18 protein-coding genes are annotated in these 18,612 nt (G+C 45.7%); 1 reads left to right on the forward strand and 17 read right to left on the reverse strand.

The annotated features are described in order from the left end of the window. Positions 1-7: 7 nt before the first annotated feature. The 15 genes from PGZ10_RS00580 to PGZ10_RS00650 all read right to left on the reverse strand — a co-directional run bounded on the left by PGZ10_RS00580 (position 8) and on the right by PGZ10_RS00650 (position 14,333). Positions 8-682: a Crp/Fnr family transcriptional regulator gene (locus tag PGZ10_RS00580; RefSeq protein WP_117556007.1), complete on the reverse strand. Its 675-nt coding sequence runs from the start codon at positions 680-682 to the stop codon at positions 8-10. Positions 683-737: 55 nt separating this feature from the next. Beyond that, complete coding sequence (locus tag PGZ10_RS00585) at positions 738-1,787, reverse strand: sulfate/molybdate ABC transporter ATP-binding protein (protein ID WP_270540450.1); 1,050 nt, start codon at positions 1,785-1,787, stop codon at positions 738-740. Next, complete coding sequence (gene modB, locus PGZ10_RS00590; protein WP_117556011.1) at positions 1,781-2,485, reverse strand: molybdate ABC transporter permease subunit; 705 nt, start codon at positions 2,483-2,485, stop codon at positions 1,781-1,783. The genes PGZ10_RS00585 and modB overlap by 7 nt, the downstream gene beginning before the upstream one ends. A gap of 12 nt (positions 2,486-2,497) precedes the next feature. Continuing rightward, a complete protein-coding gene (gene modA / locus PGZ10_RS00595; protein ID WP_330674200.1) occupies positions 2,498-3,394 on the reverse strand; it encodes a molybdate ABC transporter substrate-binding protein in 897 nt (298 codons plus the stop codon). Between the two features lie 4 nt (positions 3,395-3,398). Next, positions 3,399-4,436 carry a molybdopterin-binding protein gene (locus tag PGZ10_RS00600; RefSeq protein ID WP_270540452.1) on the reverse strand — a complete coding sequence of 346 codons (1,038 nt, stop codon included), beginning with the start codon at positions 4,434-4,436 and terminating at the stop codon, positions 3,399-3,401. Positions 4,437-4,564: 128 nt separating this feature from the next. After that, a complete protein-coding gene (yqeB, locus tag PGZ10_RS00605; RefSeq protein ID WP_330674201.1) occupies positions 4,565-5,353 on the reverse strand; it encodes a selenium-dependent molybdenum cofactor biosynthesis protein YqeB in 789 nt (262 codons plus the stop codon). Next, a complete protein-coding gene (locus PGZ10_RS00610; RefSeq protein WP_270540453.1) occupies positions 5,354-6,685 on the reverse strand; it encodes a uracil-xanthine permease family protein in 1,332 nt (443 codons plus the stop codon). It lies immediately after the preceding gene. 136 nt (positions 6,686-6,821) lie between these two features. Continuing rightward, positions 6,822-8,246, reverse strand: coding sequence for a selenium cofactor biosynthesis protein YqeC (gene yqeC / locus PGZ10_RS00615; protein ID WP_270540455.1), 1,425 nt, complete (start codon positions 8,244-8,246; stop codon positions 6,822-6,824). Continuing rightward, entirely contained in the window at positions 8,236-10,518 is a 2,283-nt protein-coding gene (locus PGZ10_RS00620; RefSeq protein ID WP_270540457.1) for a xanthine dehydrogenase family protein molybdopterin-binding subunit, read from the reverse strand. Before PGZ10_RS00620 ends, yqeC begins: the two co-directional genes overlap by 11 nt. Further along, positions 10,515-10,982, reverse strand: coding sequence for a (2Fe-2S)-binding protein (locus tag PGZ10_RS00625; protein WP_270540458.1), 468 nt, complete (start codon positions 10,980-10,982; stop codon positions 10,515-10,517). Before PGZ10_RS00625 ends, PGZ10_RS00620 begins: the two co-directional genes overlap by 4 nt. Beyond that, positions 10,972-11,769 carry an FAD binding domain-containing protein gene (locus PGZ10_RS00630; protein ID WP_118198343.1) on the reverse strand — a complete coding sequence of 266 codons (798 nt, stop codon included), beginning with the start codon at positions 11,767-11,769 and terminating at the stop codon, positions 10,972-10,974. The genes PGZ10_RS00625 and PGZ10_RS00630 overlap by 11 nt, the downstream gene beginning before the upstream one ends. Before the next feature lie 14 nt (positions 11,770-11,783). Next, a complete protein-coding gene (gene ruvB, locus PGZ10_RS00635; RefSeq protein WP_117556028.1) occupies positions 11,784-12,785 on the reverse strand; it encodes a Holliday junction branch migration DNA helicase RuvB in 1,002 nt (333 codons plus the stop codon). 10 nt (positions 12,786-12,795) lie between these two features. Then, entirely contained in the window at positions 12,796-13,407 is a 612-nt protein-coding gene (ruvA, locus tag PGZ10_RS00640) for a Holliday junction branch migration protein RuvA (protein ID WP_055155575.1), read from the reverse strand. 14 nt (positions 13,408-13,421) lie between these two features. Beyond that, on the reverse strand, positions 13,422-13,925 hold the full coding sequence (locus PGZ10_RS00645; protein WP_055155576.1) for a Gx transporter family protein: 504 nt from the start codon (positions 13,923-13,925) through the stop codon (positions 13,422-13,424). 3 nt (positions 13,926-13,928) lie between these two features. Next, positions 13,929-14,333 carry a NusG domain II-containing protein gene (locus PGZ10_RS00650; protein ID WP_270540460.1) on the reverse strand — a complete coding sequence of 135 codons (405 nt, stop codon included), beginning with the start codon at positions 14,331-14,333 and terminating at the stop codon, positions 13,929-13,931. Positions 14,334-14,743: 410 nt separating this feature from the next. Here PGZ10_RS00650 and PGZ10_RS00655 point away from each other — a divergent pair, with 410 nt between their 5' ends. Then, positions 14,744-15,730 (forward strand): FAD:protein FMN transferase, encoded by a 987-nt coding sequence (locus tag PGZ10_RS00655; RefSeq protein ID WP_270540462.1) that lies wholly within the window; start codon positions 14,744-14,746, stop codon positions 15,728-15,730. 96 nt (positions 15,731-15,826) lie between these two features. Here PGZ10_RS00655 and PGZ10_RS00660 read toward each other — a convergent pair whose 3' ends face one another. Continuing rightward, positions 15,827-17,911 (reverse strand): sensor histidine kinase, encoded by a 2,085-nt coding sequence (locus tag PGZ10_RS00660; RefSeq protein WP_270540463.1) that lies wholly within the window; start codon positions 17,909-17,911, stop codon positions 15,827-15,829. Then, complete coding sequence (locus tag PGZ10_RS00665) at positions 17,883-18,590, reverse strand: response regulator transcription factor (protein WP_055155580.1); 708 nt, start codon at positions 18,588-18,590, stop codon at positions 17,883-17,885. Before PGZ10_RS00665 ends, PGZ10_RS00660 begins: the two co-directional genes overlap by 29 nt. Positions 18,591-18,612: the final 22 nt, after the last annotated feature.

The raw sequence follows: 18,612 nt of genomic DNA on the forward strand, positions 1-18,612 counted from the left end.
TTCTGTTTTATTCTTTATCAGTCAACTCAAAATGATTCTTTCTGACCTTCAAAATCCCCTCTTTTTCCATTTTTTTCAACTCATGTGACAGCACACTCCGGTTGATTCCCAGATAATTCGCCATCTGTTCTCTGTTAAATTCAATATCAAATGCACTGCTTTTGTGTCGGCTTTGCTGAACTCTCAGATACCGCTCGATTCTTTCCCGGATTCCTCTGATTGACAGCAGTTCGATTTTCCTGCACTTGCGGATATCTTCATTTGCAAGGAAATGAACCGTCTTCTTGTAAAACTCAATCCTCTCACGTAGATCCAGAACACCCTCTTCTTCCATCGCCCGTACAGGGAACCAGAAAATGTGCGCCTGTTCCGATGCATAAATATCATAAGGACTCGTCTTTTTTTCACTGACCGCAATCTCCACTCCCACAACAAACGAGCTGACCAGCTTCTGGACCAGCTGTTCGGTTCCATCCCGGTAATACTGCACTTTGCAGAGCCCCCCGTCAAGCAGGATTCCGATATTGTTCAGTTTTTCTCTTTCTCTTATGATGATTTCGCCCTTGTCATAGGTTACGGTTCTGCCGCCTAACCGGTCAATGATCTCATCCGCCTTCTTCCGATCCATATCACAGAAGAAAATGCTCCGGTAAATCGCTTCCCTGTCTTGTTCTTTCTGCATTTATGCTGCCACCTTCTGCCCGTTTTCTTATTTGTCCATTATAGCATCTGTCACGCTATCCTTCAAGGAACAGCACTTTTTCTTCCGGAAATGCGAGTGCATCCGGCATTCCTTTTTCTTCCAGAGTGGCAGAAATCTCTCTTTGGACAAACCAGCAGAAATCCTCACATCCCGACTCGCATCGGATAAAATATTTTCGTTCAAATGGATAATCCACACTTTTCCATTCTTTAACTTTCAGCATAGCCCCGGATATCGTTCCATACACCGGAATAAGATCATGAGCTCGGATCCCGATCGCCTTCACATTCTCCGACACAGTGCGTCTTTTAAAAGTCAGCTGCACATCCCAGTCTTTCACATACACCGTCTGCGCATCCATCCGGTAAACATCTGCAATATTTTTACATCCGGTAAGTCTTGCCGCTGTTTTATAGCGCGGTGCATTAAATACTTCTTTTACCGGCCCCAGGCGTATTCCATGTCCATCTTCAATTACCAGAACCTCTTCACTGAAGCTGTAGATTTCATCCCTGCTGTGGGACACCATGATCACCGTACCTTCATAATCACTCAGCATTTCCATCAGCTCGGTCAGCATCCGCTCACGAAGATACGCATCCAGTGCCGAAAATGGTTCATCCAGAAGGATCACATCCGGTTCATATGCCATAATCCGTGCCAGTGCCGTTCTCTGCTGCTGTCCGCCGGAAAGCTTTGACGGATAAAGCTTTTCCAGTCCGTCCAGCTGGAAATGATGGATCAACTGTTCTACCATTTTCTGCTTATCTTCTTTGTTTCCGGTAAATCCAATCCCGATATTCTGCTCCACGGTCATGTTCGGAAACAACGCATAATTCTGAAAAAGATAACCGACTTTCCTTTTTTGTGGCTTCAGAAAAATCTTTTTTTCGGCATCAAAAAGGGTAACTCCGTCAATCACGATCCGCCCTTTTTCCGGTCTTTCGATCCCGGCAATACTTTTCAAGGTCAGGCTTTTCCCACATCCGGAAGCGCCCAGGATTCCGATTCGCTTTTTTTCACTTTTAAAGGCAACATCCAGCCTGAATTTTTCATACTGTTTTTTTATCTCTAGTTCTACCATTGCTTTGTATGTTTCATTCCCTTTCCAAATGCCAGATTCATAAGCACTACTATTCCGAATGCGATCAGGATTACAATTCCGACCCACACGCCTGCCGTCTGATAATCACCGTCCTGGATGACCATTGCAATCCTCTGGGAAATGGTTGCCGTCTTTCCTGGAATATTGCCCGCAAGCATGGAGGTCGCACCGTATTCTCCAAGCGCTCTTGCAAATGCAAGAATTGTACCGGATGCAACTCCAGGGCCTGCCGCCGGCATGATCACCCTCCAGAAAATCTTCCACTCCGGCATACCAAGCGTCTGCGCCGCATAGATCAGGTTCACATCCACCTGTTCAAATGCTGCTCTTGCATTCCGGTACATCAGTGGAAATGCAATCACAGTTGCCGCGATCACGCATCCTGCCCAGGACTGTACGATCTTGATATCAAATGTCGTATAAAGATACGATCCAACGGTTCTTCTCGTACTGAAAATGAGCAGCAGGAAAAATCCTGCAACCGTCGGCGGAAGCACCAGCGGCAGTGTCAGAATCCCATCCAGCACAGCCCTGAGACCCGTCTTCGCTTTCAACACCTTTCTTGCTGCCCATATTCCCAGGAAGAATGACACGATCGTTGCTGCAATTCCTGTTTTAATTGAAATGAAAAGCGGACTCCAGTCAAGTCCTGCAAGGATCTGTCTTATTTCTTCCATATCGTTCCTCTTTTACTCTACGTTTGTATCGAAATAGTAGCTGTCAAAGATCTTCTTTGCGTCATCGGATGTTACATATGCAAGGAAATCATCGGCTGCTTTTTTCTTTGCATCATCTGCCTCTTTATTTTCTACACGGCAGATCGGATAAATCACGTTACCTGTCAGATCATAGCTTACTGTCTGAAGGATCTTGATCTGATCCTCATATCCGTATGTATCAGAATAATAAGTTGTTCCAACTTCGCATGCACCCTCTGTAACGGCAATCAGCACCTTGCTTACATTTGCCTGCTCACTGATTTCTGCTCCACCAAGAGCTTCAGAAACCTGTTCTGTTGTGATGGTAGACGCATCGTCTACTTTGTCCAGAATTCCGAGATTCATCAACGCCTGACGGGTGTATTTTCCAACTGGTACACTTCCGCCTGCAAGTGCAATGCTCTTTGCCTCATTTATGTTTTCAAGCCCGGTTACTGCTGTATCACTGTCCTTTAATGTGATAACAACTACCTGATTGTTCACTACATTATGGCGTGTTCCTTCTACTACCAGTCCGTCAGCCTCAAGCTGATCCATCTGTTTCTGTGCTGCGGAGAAGAACAAGTCACACTCATATCCTTCTTCGATCTGTGTCAGCAGAGTTCCTGAGCTGTCTGCATTGTAGACGATCTTCACATTCGGATGCTCTTTTTCATAACGCTCTGCAATATCTGTCATTGCCGTATTCAGGCTGGCTGCGATAAATACCTGAAGATCTACATCCTCTTCTTTGTCAGCCTTTGTTTCTGTCTTTTTGTCTTCTGTTTTTGTGTCGGTCTTTTTACCACCACATGCAGCAAGTGATGCTGCCATCAGCAGAACCAGACCTGCTGCCACTGTTTTCTTAAATAAGTTATTCTTTCTCATAATTTTAATATTTTCCTTTTCCAAATCCACAGTTTGGAAACGTACACACCGGACAGGACAGACAAAGTCCTCCCTGTCCAAGAAGCTGGAAATCTTTTTCATGCAGCTTTTCATCACACATAATTCTCGGAAGAACCAGATCAAAAATCGTCCGTTTTGCATACATCACGCATCCCGGAAGACCCATGACCGGAATCTGTCTGCCTTCTTTTTCACAATAAGCAAGCATAAACATGGCTCCCGGAAGAACCGGTGCCCCATAAGTCACCACTTCCGTACAGGCATTTTTGATCGCAAGCGGAGTCCTGTCATCCGGATCTACACTCATTCCACCGGTACAGACGATCAGGTCAGAACCATCCTCGATCAGAGTCTGGATTGCTTCTGTGATCATCTCATGATCATCGTTGCACTGGATCTGCTTCACCTCTGTAACGCCACATTCTTTCAGTTTTTCGATTACAACCGGAGTAAATTTATCCTCGATCCGGTGATAATACACTTCGCTTCCCGTCGTTACGATTCCCGCTTTTTTCTTCTGGTACGGAAGAATCCGGAAAATCGGTTCTTTTCCTGCCACTTCACAGGCCTTCTGCATCTTTTCTTCTTCGATCACAAGCGGAATGATCCTTGTTCCTGCAATCTTATCTCCGGCTTTCACCGGAAAATTTCCATGTCTGGATGCGATCATCATCTCACCAAGACTGTTCACCGCATTCAGCTTTTCGGTATTGATCTTCAATACCCCTTCACAGTCGGCGATCAGTTCGATTTTTCCTTCCTTCACTTCGGAAGGATGCATATGCTCACCCTGACAGATCTGACGCAAGATCTCAGCCGCCTCATTTTCATGAAGCATACCTTCCTGTTTTTCCCAGATATAAAGATTCTCTTTTCCCACAGATAAAAGTACCGGAATGTCTTCTTCGGTAACAATATGTCCCTTCCGGAAAACAGCATCCTTTACAACTCCCGGAATAATCTGTGTAATGTCATGGCACAGCACCTGCCCCACTGCATCTTCTGTTCTTACCAGTTTCATTTTTTGTTCCTCACTTTATATGGATTATGGCATAAAAATACCTGCCGTCACTGCGGCAGGTATTCTGCCCAAACCTTTTTATATTTTACCATAAAAAGGATGGATAAATAAGTTGTCCAGACAACTTTTTATTTTGTTTTATAGACAAGATCGATTGCTTCCGCAACTCCGTTTCCGATCTTTCGTGCTTTATCCGAAATCGTATAACAAAGTTTTTCCTCTATCCTTGCATCCACATCTCCGATCTTCAATCCTTTTTTGACCGGTACACCTTCCTGGAGCATCCCACGGACAATCCCGTGGAGCCTCGCATAGACAGGTTCATCTCCGCACCTTGCAACAATCTGCCCTTTTTTCACCACATCACCAATTCTCGCGACCGGATGCATGATTCCGTCTGCGGATGCCTTTAAAAGGCGTTCCACCGTATAGCCGCCAATATTTCCCGGAATTCCGGTGTTGGGGATTGCACTTCCCTCACAGATCACTTCGCCCAGATGCTCACCTCTTTGCGTTTCAATCACAAAATGGCAGTCTCCGGCTGCCGTAAAGCCCGGTCCGATACCGATAACAAGAGGAGCGTCACTGATCCGGGTCCCAAGATTCTTTTTTGCCATGATCCCGTCAACCAGTACATCCGGCAGATATTCTTTCCGCACTTCTGCTTTTTCATCCACCATGACAGCAATTTTCCGTGTTGCCATAATTGTTTCTGCTTCTTCAAAATTGTCGGCAAGAACTGCTTCTATTCCTTCTACCACTGCATGTTCTTCGTACACCGCTCTTGAAAATGCCACCTCACGTCTGACGGTGAGTGGGATGGCAACATCCGTCATCAGGATCTGATGTCCTCTTTCCCACAGCTCTGCCGCAATTCCTGTGGCAAGATCCCCGGCTCCTCTTATCAGGATCTTCATTTACTTTTCTTTCTCCTTTGGTAAAACCAGATTCAGGAACACTGCAACCAGAGTAGACAGTGCAACCGGTGATTTACCGAAAATGGTTGTTACCCATGCAGGGAGCTGCGCAAGTGCTGCATTTGCCTGTGTCACACCCATTCCAAGTGCAATGGCAAGTCCTACGATGGATGTATTTCTATAATTCATCTTTGAATTATTGATCAGTTTGATACCCGTCATGGAAATCATTGCAAATACAGAGATTGTTGCGCCTCCAAGCACACATGACGGAATAGTTAGAAGAATGTATGCGATCTTTGGCATGATTCCTGCAACCAGCATGATCATCGCTGCAATTCCAAATACTCTCTTTGCTACTACTTTCGTAGAACTTACGATTCCGACATTCTGACTGTAGGTTGCTGTCGGGAGTCCGCTGAAAAATGCGCAGACAATATTGCTGACTCCATAACCAATGATACCACCGCTTAATTCCTCATCCGTCGGCATACGGTCCATTCCTCCGGTCGTCGTTGCTGAAAAGTCTCCGATTGCCTGAATAGAGCTGATTGCAAACAATACCGCAATCGCAACACATGAGGATGGCTCGAATTTAATTCCGAAATGCATCGGCTGTGGGAACTGTACCCATTTTGCCGTTAATACGGAAGAAAAATCCACCATTCCAAAGCCAAGTGCAACTACATATCCAACTATGATTCCGATCAGAACGGAAGAAAGCTTTAAAAAGCCCTTTCCAAAATGATTCAGTCCTGTTACGACTACCAGTGTGATGATCGCAACAAGCCAGTTCTGCCATGAACCATAATCCGCACTTCCTGTTCCACCTGCCATATAATTGACTGCGGTCGGATACAGCGAAAGTCCGATTGCAAATACAACCGTTCCCGTAACCAGCGGCGGGAAAAGATGACGGATCTGTTTGATAAATATTCCTACAATAATCGCAACAATACCGCCCACGATCTGTGCACCAAGTATTGTTCCAACATCTGCATCCTGTGCAATTGACTGCATGATCGGCACATACGCAAAGCTGATTCCCATAATAACCGGAAGCCCGGCTCCTATCTGATAAGACTTAAATTTGATAAACGGAAAAAGCTGGATGAATGTCGAAATCGCTGACATTGCAAGAGATGCCTGAATCAGGACAACCGTGTCTGATTCTGAAAGTCCGGACACACCGGCAAGAATGATCGCCGGTGCAACACAGCCAATGATCATCGCCACTACATGCTGGAATGCCAGCGGAAGTGCCTGACCAAAGGATGGTTTTCCGTTAAGGTTAAATAGTTCCTGTGAAGTATTACTATTCTTCGTACTCACTTTTTTGCCTCCTTCTCTACCCACTTACAACTTTCGTTGTCAAAGCTATCGTATCTATGATAGCACGAATAGTTTTCAATGACAATTCGGCAATGTTCCATTTTTCAACACACAATTGCTTTATTTTTCCAAAATATTAACGAAACGATGTAATCCGTACTTTTTCACCAGAATCCCGTTCTACTCTTAAGGCGATTCTCTCTGCCATTTTCAGACGTTTTTCGTCATCTGCTTTGTTTAGTACAATATAGAAATCCATTTCCGGCAGGACATTCTTTTTCCCACCTTTTGCCGAAACAGCCAGCCCTGCCAGATCCTCCTCCGTCAGAACCTCTTCCACTGTTTTTCCAAGTACCTGTGCCACAAGCTCAGGCCGGAAACAGCAGTCTTTTATCCTTTGCCCGATGGCATCGAGTCCATATACAGAAAGGACTATCTGGATCTGCTTTGGAATAACCGGTTCTTTCTCCCCCGGCACTTTCGCCGGAAGCATCCGTGCACCATCCGCTTCCACAAGAACCGGCGCAGGAAGCTCCCAGATCTTTTCCATTACCGGTACAGAAAGGCTTTTGATCCTGCCTCCTCCTGCATCCAGACCGGCGATCACCATGCCTTCTCTTTTATGCACTTCCAGAATTTTTTCGATAGAATCCTCCATTACAAAATAAGGGGCAGTCTCTTTTTTCATATGGGTTGTGGTCACCAAAACCGGGAGGGCACCCTTCTCTTGGTATTCAGCAAGCAGCTGTTTCAAAAGAGAAGTCTTACCTCCCGCACCCACGGCAGCAATTCTCGGTACCATCTGCTCCGTAAGTCCAAGTGCCATAAGCAGAGACTCTTTCCTTTGAAGCTTTCCATTTTCGATGACATATACATGGAAAGTTTTCTCTGTGCCTCCTTCTGTTATCCGCATTTTTTCTATTTCCGGCATATAATCAATATCTTCCAACTCTTTTTCCAGGCTCACCTCGTAAAATACTGCTTTTTCCCGGTATCTGCGGAACACCTTTCTTCCTCCGGCATCTCCTTCCAGTTCCAGAAGTTCTTTCCCGTACTTTGCCGGAAACCAGACCGGATTGCCTTCCTGTCCATTCCAGGTCACACATCCCGGTACAACTTTTGCCTCCCGCTCCATCTTTTCCAGGAATCCTTCCACGCTTTCTTCTGTAAAATAAGGCTGATCCGCCACAAAAAATGCATAGGCATCAGCATCTCCTGCCGCACGGATCCCTGCTTTTACCGAATAGGCTGCTCCTTTATAGCTGTCTTTTGAAATCACTGTTTTTACCGGGAAACGTTCACCTTGTTGCTCGTTTTCCTGAAGTGCTTTTACCTGATGCTCAATCTCCGGATACTGTGTTACCACAATCATTTCCCATTCCGGATGCCTTTGACAGACTTTTACCAGACGGTCGAATAAATAGCGGAACATCGGCTTTTCATCCAACAGATAAAGCAGTTTGTTCTCTGTTTCTGATTGTGGCGGTTCTGTATTTTGCATCCTTTGACTGTTAAAACGGCGGCTGTTTCCAGCCGCCAGATAAATCAGTTTAATTTTCATTTTCCATAATTCCCATTGCTATCTGTTCACTTGTAATCGGAAGTTCACGGAACCACAGACCTGTTGCATTTGCGATTGCATGCGTCAATGCCGGAGCCGGTGTATTGATGACGATTTCGCCAATCGATTTTGCACCAAACGGTCCGGTCGGCTCATAGCTGCTCTCAAATTCCACATGCAGATTTCCCATATCCATTCGGGTCGGAATCTTGTACTGCATAAATGAATTGTTCAGAAGCTGTCCTTTTTCCGTGTACTGAATATTCTCATAAAGAGTCATGCCGATTCCTTGCACGATTCCGCCTTCCGCCTGTACCCTCGCAAGATTCGGGTTAATAACAGTTCCGCAGTCAACCACTGCATAGTAATCCAGAATCTCGACATGTCCTGTCTCCGGATCCAATTCGATTTCAACAGCGCCTGCCATATAAGGCGGCGGAGATACCGGCGAACTGTGGCTTTCTGTTACCTGAAGCGCAATATCACTTCCGCACATTGCCCCTGCTCCGATTGCCGCAAGTGTCACCTCTTCTCCGGTCTTATCGCTTCTTGCAATGTGCCCATCGAAATCAACCTCATCCACTTCACATTTCAGCATCTTCGCTGCCTGTCTGACGATCCGCTTTTTCAGTTCCTCACCGGCTCTTGTCACCGCCATACCGGTCACATAAGTCGTACTTGATGCATAAGAGCCTGAATCATACGGTGAAGTATCGGTATCTGCTCCGGATACTGCAATATCATCCAGATCACAGTCCAGACATTCTGCTGCCATCTGTGCAAGAATCGTATCACACCCGGTTCCCATGTCCGCTGCCGCGATTGACATATTGTAGACACCATCCTCGCCCAGTTTTATCGTTGCAGATCCGACATCTACATTGGAAATGCAGGATCCCTGCATGGCAAGTGCTACTCCGACGCTGCGGATTTTGCCATCCGGCATAACTTTTCTTGGATACTTTTCATCCCATCCGGACATTTCTTTTACTCTCGCAAGGCATTTATCAAGTGCACAGCTATTCGCTGTCTCCCCATAATATGCCGGCATGAACTGTCCTTCTTTGACCATATTCTTCATACGGATCTCCATCGGATCCATGCCAAGTTTTTCTGCCAGTTCGTTAACAGATGTCTCAACCGCAAAGATTCCCTGCGTCGCTCCATATCCACGATAAGCTCCTGCTGCCATCCGGTTGGTATAGACCACATCGTAACGAAACCGGTATGCATCTAATGAACCATAAAGCGGAATCGCCTTATGTCCGGAAAGTCCGACCGTTGTCGGTCCATGTTCCCCGTATGCTCCTGTGTTAGAAAGTGTATACAGATCAATTGCCCGGATATTTCCCTCTTTATCTGCTCCCATGCGAACCGTCACCGCCATATCATGACGCGGTGAGGATGCAATCTGGGATTCTTCTCTTGTAAATACAATTTTCGATGGCTTTCCGGTTTTCCAGGTTACAAACGCCGGATAAACCTCACTTACCGCCGTCTGTTTTGCCCCAAATCCACCACCGATCCTCGGTTTAAACGCACGGATCTTGGATTTTGGTATGCCAAGTGCATTGGAAACAATACGGCGCACATGGTAAACGATCTGCGTAGAACTCATCACATTCAGTCTTCCATACATATCCATAAAGCAGACCGTCTGAAATGGTTCCATCATTGCCTGCTGTGCCGCTTTGACATGATATGTATGTTCTACGACAACATCGCATTCTGCAAGAACTTTCTCTACATCCCCATGTCCATCTTCTGCCTGTGCACAAAGATTCCGCTTGTTATCTGCTCCTACCGGGCACAATGCCTTCCAGCTGTCCTCCGGATGCACCAGAATTGGACCATCCAGCGCTTCCTCAGGATCTAATACTGCCGGAAGGACCTCGTATTTGACCTTGATCATCTTCATTGCACGTTCTACGCAGGCTTCATTTTCTCCGGCAATGATCGCTACCGGATCTCCTGCAAAGCGAACATGCTGGTCCAGGATCAACCGGTCATACGGACTAGGCTCCGGCCAGGTCTGTCCTGCAATTGTAAAACGCTGCTGCGGTACATCCTTCCAGGTATAGATTGCTTCGATTCCCGGCACACGCATTGCCACATCTGTCTTGATCTCCTGGATCATCGCATTGGCATGCGGACTTCTTAGAAGCTTAACGATCAGACAATCCTTTGGTGCCAGATCATTTGTATATACCGGCTTTCCAGTCACCAGTGCTTTCGCATCTTTTTTTACAAATGGTACTCCTACTGCTTTCATCTGGCTCCTCCTTTTCTTTTGTAGTCCAGAAAATCATGGATTCCTCTGAGCTGTCCCTCGTAGCCTGAACAGCGGCAGAGATTCCCCGCAAGGTATTCCCGGATCTCGTCATCACTTGGATCCGGATTCTCGCGGAAAAGTGCGATTGCATTCATGATCATACCCGGATTACAGAATCCGCACTGCTCCGCCCCCTGTCCTGCGATAAAAGAGCCAAATTCTTCTGCTTCCTCCTGCAGTCCTTCCAGCGTATCTACCTTGTGCCCGTCTGCTCTTGCAGCAAGCACGGAACAGGAAAGTACCGGCTTCTCATCTAAAAATACGGTACAAAGTCCACAGTTGGAAGTCTCACAGCCGCGCTTTACGCTGTAACATCCATGATTTCTCACGAAATCGATCAGAAGCAGATCAGCTGCGACCTCTTCTGTAATCTTTTTTCCATTCAGTGTCAGACTAATCTGCATTCTTTTCACCTCCGTTTGTGATTCTCTCTAATGCTCTGCGGATCAGAACCTCTGCAAGATGGGTACGATACGCTGCACTTCCACGCATATTGCTTCCCATCGGCACCTGGGCTGCAAGCTCTTTTGCAAATTTTTTCAGATCTGTGTACGCATCCAGCTGTTCTGCCGGAACGTGAATACAGACTGCTTTCATCGGTCTTGCCCCAACTGCCACCTTCAGTTCATCTCCATAACGGTCAGCAGCAACCGCCAGTACCGGAAAATCCGTCTTGGTATTACGGTGTGACTGATAGCTTCCCTTTCCTGGTGTTTTCTTTACGATCACACGGACAAGGATATCATTATCTCTCTCCATCTTTGCAAACTCTTCCAGAGAAATGATCCCACCTTTATAAAGTTCTACTTCTGTATCCAGTGCAAGGAAACAGGTCAGTACATCCGAAAATCCAAACCGTCCGAAAATACTTCCGCCGATCGTCGCAAGATTCCGGAACTGTACACCGACAATACTTCTCACACTTTCTCTGATCATGTTGCAGCTCAATTCATTTAATCCTTCGTGTAACTCCAGATCACGAAGGGATACCATACATCCAATCTTCCATGCATCCTCCGTCTCTTCAATCTGATCCAGTCCGAGTCCGGACAGATCGATCGCAGTCTGGATCTGCGCAGTACTCATTTTCAGCCAAAGCATTCCACCGACGATCCGGTTCGTCTTTTTCTGATTCAGTTCATACGCCTGCTCCAGACTCTCTGCTTTCACATATTGTTTTATCTTCAGCATCGTCTCTTTCCTTTCTATTCTTCGTTCTTGTCAAATCCAAGATGGGTATACGCAAGATCTGTGACCACCCTTCCTCTTGGTGTTCTCTGTAAAAAGCCATTCTTCAGAAGATATGGCTCATAGACATCTTCTACGGTTCCGGCATCTTCCCCGATCGCTGCCGCAAGGGTATCCAGTCCTACCGGACCTCCCTGAAATTTTTCAATCATGGTCGTCAAAAGATTACGGTCTACATGATCAAGTCCAAGCCGGTCCACATCCAGAAGATCCAGTGCCTGCCTTGCCACCTCTTCGGTGATCACCCCCTCGTATTTGACCTGGGCAAAATCCCGGACTCTTTTCAAAAGCCGGTTGGCAAGCCTTGGCGTTCCTCTGGAACGTCTTGCCATCTCAAGGGCTCCCTTTTCATCGATCTCCACATCCAGCACGCCTGCTGAACGGATGATGATGGTCTGCAGTTCTTTTTCCGTATAAAATTCCAGACGGTTCACAACCCCGAAACGATCCCGGAGCGGAGCTGTCAGCATTCCGGCACGGGTGGTTGCCCCTACCAGTGTAAAATGCGGCAGATCCAGACGGATCGACCTTGCCGAAGCCCCTTTTCCGATCATAATATCGATTGCAAAATCTTCCATCGCCGGATAAAGTACTTCCTCCACCTGCCGGTTCAGTCGGTGGATCTCATCTACAAATAGCACATCTCCTTCCTGGAGATTATTAAGGATTGCCGCCATTTCCCCAGGTTTCTCGATCGCAGGGCCTGACGTGATCTTGATATTTACGCCCATTTCGTTCGCAATGATCCCGGCGAGGGTTGTCTTTCCAAGTCCCGGCGGACCGTAAAACAGCACATGATCCAGCGCCTCTCCCCTGCTTTTTGCCGCTTCTATATAAATCTTAAGAGTCTCTTTTGCCTTCGCCTGTCCAATATAATCTTCCAGAAGCTGAGGTCTTAAATGGCTCTCAATTTTTACATCCTCTTCCAGATTCTCTGTGGTAATAATTCTTCTTCCCATCCTAATCCTCTTATATCAAATATTTGAGTGCACCCTTCAGCAGATCTTCCACCGTCGTGCTCTCATCCATTTCCACTTTTCGTACTGCCTGCAGTGCCTCAGTACTTCCATAGCCAAGCGCCGTAAGTGCCTGTACCGCATCTGCCTGAAGTCCTTGTGCATTTACCGTATCTTCAGCGGCTCCATTTGCCGCTTCCACCTGGTGATCCAGTACGTCCTCAATCTTCAGCTTATCCTTCAGTTCCACGATCAGCTTCTCCGCCGTCTTCTTGCCAATTCCCGGTGCTGCTGAAATTGCCTTGATGTCCTTCGACATCACGGCAAATCGAAGTTCGTCTGGTGTAAGCTGCGCCAGAATCCCAAGACCTCCTTTCGGTCCGATCCCACTGACACCGATCAGAAGCTTGAACACAGAAAGCGCATCACGGTTTAAAAATCCATACAGCTGCATAGCATCTTCTTTGACATTCAGATAGGTGTGGATCTTCACTTTACTCCCAACCGGCGGAAGCTGTCCCATCGCCTGTCCGGACATAAAAATCCCGTAGCCCACGCCGCCTACATCTACAATCGCTTTATCTTCTTCGAGAGCTACAAGCTCCCCTCTTATATATGAAATCATCTCTTCCTCCCACGCTATGACAATACGATGCTGCCAAGTCTTTTGAGCATTTCATTTGCCACAACTCCGATAATAAATCCGGTGATCACTCCTGCGATCAGAAGCACCGGCACATAATAGGCGACGCTGAATGTCTCCACGACCAGCATCGCTACGATCAGCTGACCGACATTATGAAAGACACCACCTGCCATGCTGACTCCAAAAACACTGAATGATCCCCGCTTTTTCAAAATCACCATCACTGCAAGGCTTAAAAGTCCGCCTGCCAGACTGTATAAAATACTAAACAGACTGGCAAAAATAAATCCGGACAGCACGATACGCGTCACCGAAAGCAACAGGGCATCCTTTCCACCCATCTTGTACAGTGCCACCACAACGATCAGATTCGCCAGTCCAAGCTTAACCCCCGGAATCCCGATCTGAAACGGGATCAGAGTCTCTACATAACTAAATATCAGCGCAAGGGCAGTAAATACACCAAACCACGCTATTCTGACTGTATTTTTCTTCATATCTTAATTCGTCACCGCATCCAGTTCGGCTTCTTCTCCATCGACAATTTTCAGAACAATCTTATTCGGAAGGCAGATAATACTCTCTCCGTTCCTTGAAATTGCTTTCTGGTGTACACAGATCTGATCCGGACAGTTGGCCGCTGCCATTTTCACTTTTCCGTTCTCGATCTGCACGGTGTTCGTTCCTCCGTTGATCTTAAATGCACGCTCTTTCTGCAGATCCAGTGTCTCTACCACTTTCCCGTCAATCTGTATTTCTACAACGCCTGCGCTTTTCTGGCTCGTGAATAGATGTCCTGCAAAAAAAATGCTTGCCGCAGCAAATACAAGGAGGACAAGAATCAGATCATTCTTTTTGAAACCGGATGCTTTCTCCTCATGGCGCTTATTTTCTTTATGGCTCATAGGGTTCTCCTTTTTCTTTGTTTATTCTAACACATCATTTTATCTAATGCAATCAAGTGTTCGATTGATTTTTTTCATGGGGGAACGTATAATGGGGTAATTGGCGAAATGGACGGTTTGTGGAAGAAGAGAATGGAGACGCCGTGAGGGAAGCGAAAGTCCTGCACGCCTCAAGTTGTGCAAACCATTCCGATGAACCACTTAGGGCGAAAATCGTGTTCAGCAATGGCTTCCACGATTTTTGTGTTTCATCTCCATTGCACAAAATAGAGGCGTGCAGGACTTTCGCTTCCCTCACGGCTGTGCATTAGCTGATTGCACAGACCTGAGATTCGTAAATTTTCATTATGTCGTTTTTAGGAAGTTTATGAAAAAACAATACTGTAGGTTATGGTTTGAGGAGGTTTGCGATGAAAATAAAAAGTTTGGGAATTGGTATTTGTTTGAGTTTGTTTGGGACTTTTTGTCTGGGCGGATGTTCTGGGAGTTCGCCGCAGCCGGTGTCGCGGACGGTTACCGTGTTTGATACGGTGGTGACGATTACGGTTTATGATAAGGATTCAGAGGATGTGCTGGATGCTTGTGTGGCGAAATGCGAGGATTATAATGCGCGGTTTAGCCGAACTTCGGAAGGAAGCGAGATTTATGAGCTGAACCATGCAAACGGGGAGCCTGTGACACTTTCGGGTGATACGGTGGATTTGATTCAGAAAGGCGTGGAATACAGCCGTCTGGCAGATGGAAAGTTTGATATTACGATCGCTCCACTTAGTGACTTGTGGGATTTTAAGAATAATACGGGGACCGTTCCGGATGATGCGGCGATTCAGGAAGCGAAACGTCATATCGGATATGAGAATGTGAGGGTTGATGGAAATACGGTTCAGCTTCTGGATCCGGAAGCGGCTATTGATCTTGGCGGAATTGCAAAGGGATATATTGCGGATCAGCTGAAAGCATATCTGAAAGAGCAGAATGTATCCCATGCGCTGATCAATCTGGGCGGAAATGTGCTGGCTCTTGGCGGCAAACCGGATGGCTCGGATTATAATATCGGGATTCAGAAGCCGTTTGCACAGAATGGAGAAGCGATCACCAGTGTAAAGATCAAGGATCAATCTGTGGTTTCTTCCGGGATTTATGAGCGGTATTTTAAGGTGGACGACAAGATTTATCACCATATCTTAGATCCGAAAACCGGGTATCCTTATAAAAATAATCTGCTTGGGGTGAGTATTGTCTGTGACTCTTCTACGGAAGCGGACGCACTTAGTACAACCTGCTTTGCGATGGGGTTAGATGATGGATTGAAATATATCGAAGAAATCAAGGGGGCAGAGGCACTCTTTATCACGGATGATTATGAGATTCATTACTCCAGCGGATTTCCAAAGTAAAAAAGTTGAATGATGTAGGTTATGAGACAAATCAGAAAAATAAATGGTACCAGATTCAGTTGTAAAAAAAATTGAATCCGGTACCATTTATTTTTCTTATGCTTCCTGCTTCATTGTCTCTTCTCCCGGCAAAGCCCAGCGGATTTCGGCTTTGAAGAGGTCTGCCTCGGTTTCGATGTGGAAGCTTCCACCCTGGAGACCTACGAAGCTTTTTACGATTGCAAGACCAAGACCGGAGCCTTCGGTATTGCGGGACTCATCTCCGCGGACGAAGCGTTCTGTAATTTCTTCCGGATTGAAGGTGAGCTCGGTTGCGGAAATATTTTTCAGGCGGATAAATACATCTTTCTCCGTCTTTTCGATTTCCACATAAACTCTTGTTCCCGGAAGTGCATATTTTACAATGTTATTCAGAAGATTCTCAAAGATCCGGTAGGTCTTCTGACTGTCCAGTCGAAGAATCACCTTTTCCTCCGGGAAAGTGATCCTGAACTCCAGACCTTTTTCTTCGAACTTATCTTCCAGCTCAAATTTTACCTGTTTAAACAGATTGACGATATCCACGTTCATCAAATTCAGCTTTACATTCTGGCTGCTTGCTTTGCTGATCTCAAAGAGGTCTTCGATCAGGACTTTCAGACGCATAGATTTGCGTTCCAGAATATCAATATAATCCTTTCGCTTTTCCTCATCTTTCTCGTCTTTCAACAGATTCACATAGGTTATGATCGCAGTCAGCGGTGTTTTCAGATCATGTGATACGTTTGTGATCAGTTCTGTTTTCATACGCTGGCTTTTTACTTCTTCCTTTACCGCTTTCTTAAATCCGGTCTGGATCTTCTGGATTTCATTACGGAACGGACTGAACACACCAAGATCACCTTCAATCTCTACATCCAGATTTCCGTCTGCAATTTTATTAGTTGCCTCCAAAAGCAATGCATATTTTTTCCGGAGATCATTAAAATATTTTTGCAGGATCAGGAACAGGATTACAGAATATACGATCAGTCCTGCAATTCCGTAATACCAGAAGGAACAGATCACCAGCAGTATTGCGAAATTGAACAGCACGATTTTCAAAATAATCTTATTGTTCTTTTCCTTGAAATTAAACTGATCCAGAGAATGATAAAATGCTTCGATCTTATCCTTGCACCAGTGGATACCGCCTCGGATTCCGTTTCCGAATCTTCTCCAGATCCAGATCAGCAGAACTCTTTTTTTCACATATTCCTTTACTCCAAGAAGCCGGATCTGGCGTACACAGCCGGATACCCAGTACATGACCGCAAAGAAAGCAAACCAGACCAGAAAATCGATTGGCCACACATTTCCTTTCGCGTGCGTAATCAGTTCTCCAAGATAGCTGAAAATCAGGCTAATTCCAGTAATACCAGTCGCTATCGCAATTTCAAATGGTACATGGAAAATTTTTTCATCTCCTGTATGCAGATCTTTCTTCATCGGAATCAGCCATGCCAGAAGTGCGACCAACAATATAAGGGTCAAGATTGTATAAACCGCTGCGTTTCCCACCATTGAAGTAATCGGATATACCCGCATAACATAAGCATTCAGCTTTGCTTCCGTCATCATGAAATAATAGGTCCTGTCTTTTGGCGAAATATTTTCAATCTCACTTTCATCTTCATATTCAAATATTTTTTCCGGCAGATTTGAGGTCAGGATCTTCAGAACAGCTTCCTGCTTGGTTACTTCCGTTCCCATCACCTGATCAATCTTGATTTCACCGTTTTTGTCAAACGAGATCTTAATCCCAAGAGCATAATCTGCAAGCTCGGTATCTTTCACTTTTTCCCAGGAATCTCTATTCGACCGGTATCCATCGATTACCTCTCCGTTTGCATCCTGCACCTGGTAATTTATATATGCAATCTGCCGGTTAAATTTTTCATCAAATTCCGGATAATAATCATCCAGAAACTTTACGTTATATTCGTTTCCGGATTCTTTGGAATACAATACATAGCAGTCCCGGATAAATGTCTTCATAAAGGACTCACTCGTCCGGTAGTTCTGTGTCAGACTGTCCTGCTCCTTTTTTGCATTCTTATAAAAAGTATTATAGTTTCCTAACACGATCACCGTCGCAAGTAAGATTACGCCTAAAATCAGGACAATCCCAAATTTATGCCTGTTTTTCGATTTTGTATCCAACGCCCCACACCACCTTTAAATATTTTGGTTCTTTCGGGCAGCTCTCAATTTTTTCACGGATATTCCGGATATGGACCATGATCGTATCGGTATTGATCGCTTTTTCATTCCATACACGCTCGTAAATTTCCTCTGCCGAAAAAACTCTTCCAGGACTCTTCATAAGGAGAAGCAGGATTTTGTACTCAATCGGTGTCAGGCGCACCGGTTCTCCGTCAACCGATACCTCCACCGTATCTTCATTCAGCTCCAGACCGCCGATTACATGAATATTCTGATTTTCCTCACGGTCTCTCAGCTTCTCTGCAAACATCCGGTATCTTCTAAGCTGTGAATTCACCCTTGCAAGAAGCTCCATCGGTGTAAATGGCTTCGTCACATAATCATCTGCCCCGATATTCAGCCCCATGATCTTATCCACTTCCTCCGATTTTGCTGACAGCATGATCACCGGAAAATCATATTTTTCCCGAAGCTTCATCGTCATACGGATTCCATCCATCCGCGGCATCATAATATCCACGATTGCAAGATGGATTTCTTCTTTCTCGATCACTTCCAGACCTTCAATTCCATCTGCCGCCTGAAATACTTCGTATCCCTGACTTTTCAGGTAAATTTCCACACCTTCTCTGATTTCCTTGTCGTCTTCAACGACCAGTACATGATTCATTTCCATAACTGCTTTTCTCCTCTTTTTC

The sequence above is a fragment of the Coprococcus sp. AF102-57 genome (assembly GCF_027686195.1).
Taxonomy (GTDB): Bacteria; Bacillota; Clostridia; order Lachnospirales; family Lachnospiraceae; genus Allocoprococcus; species Allocoprococcus comes.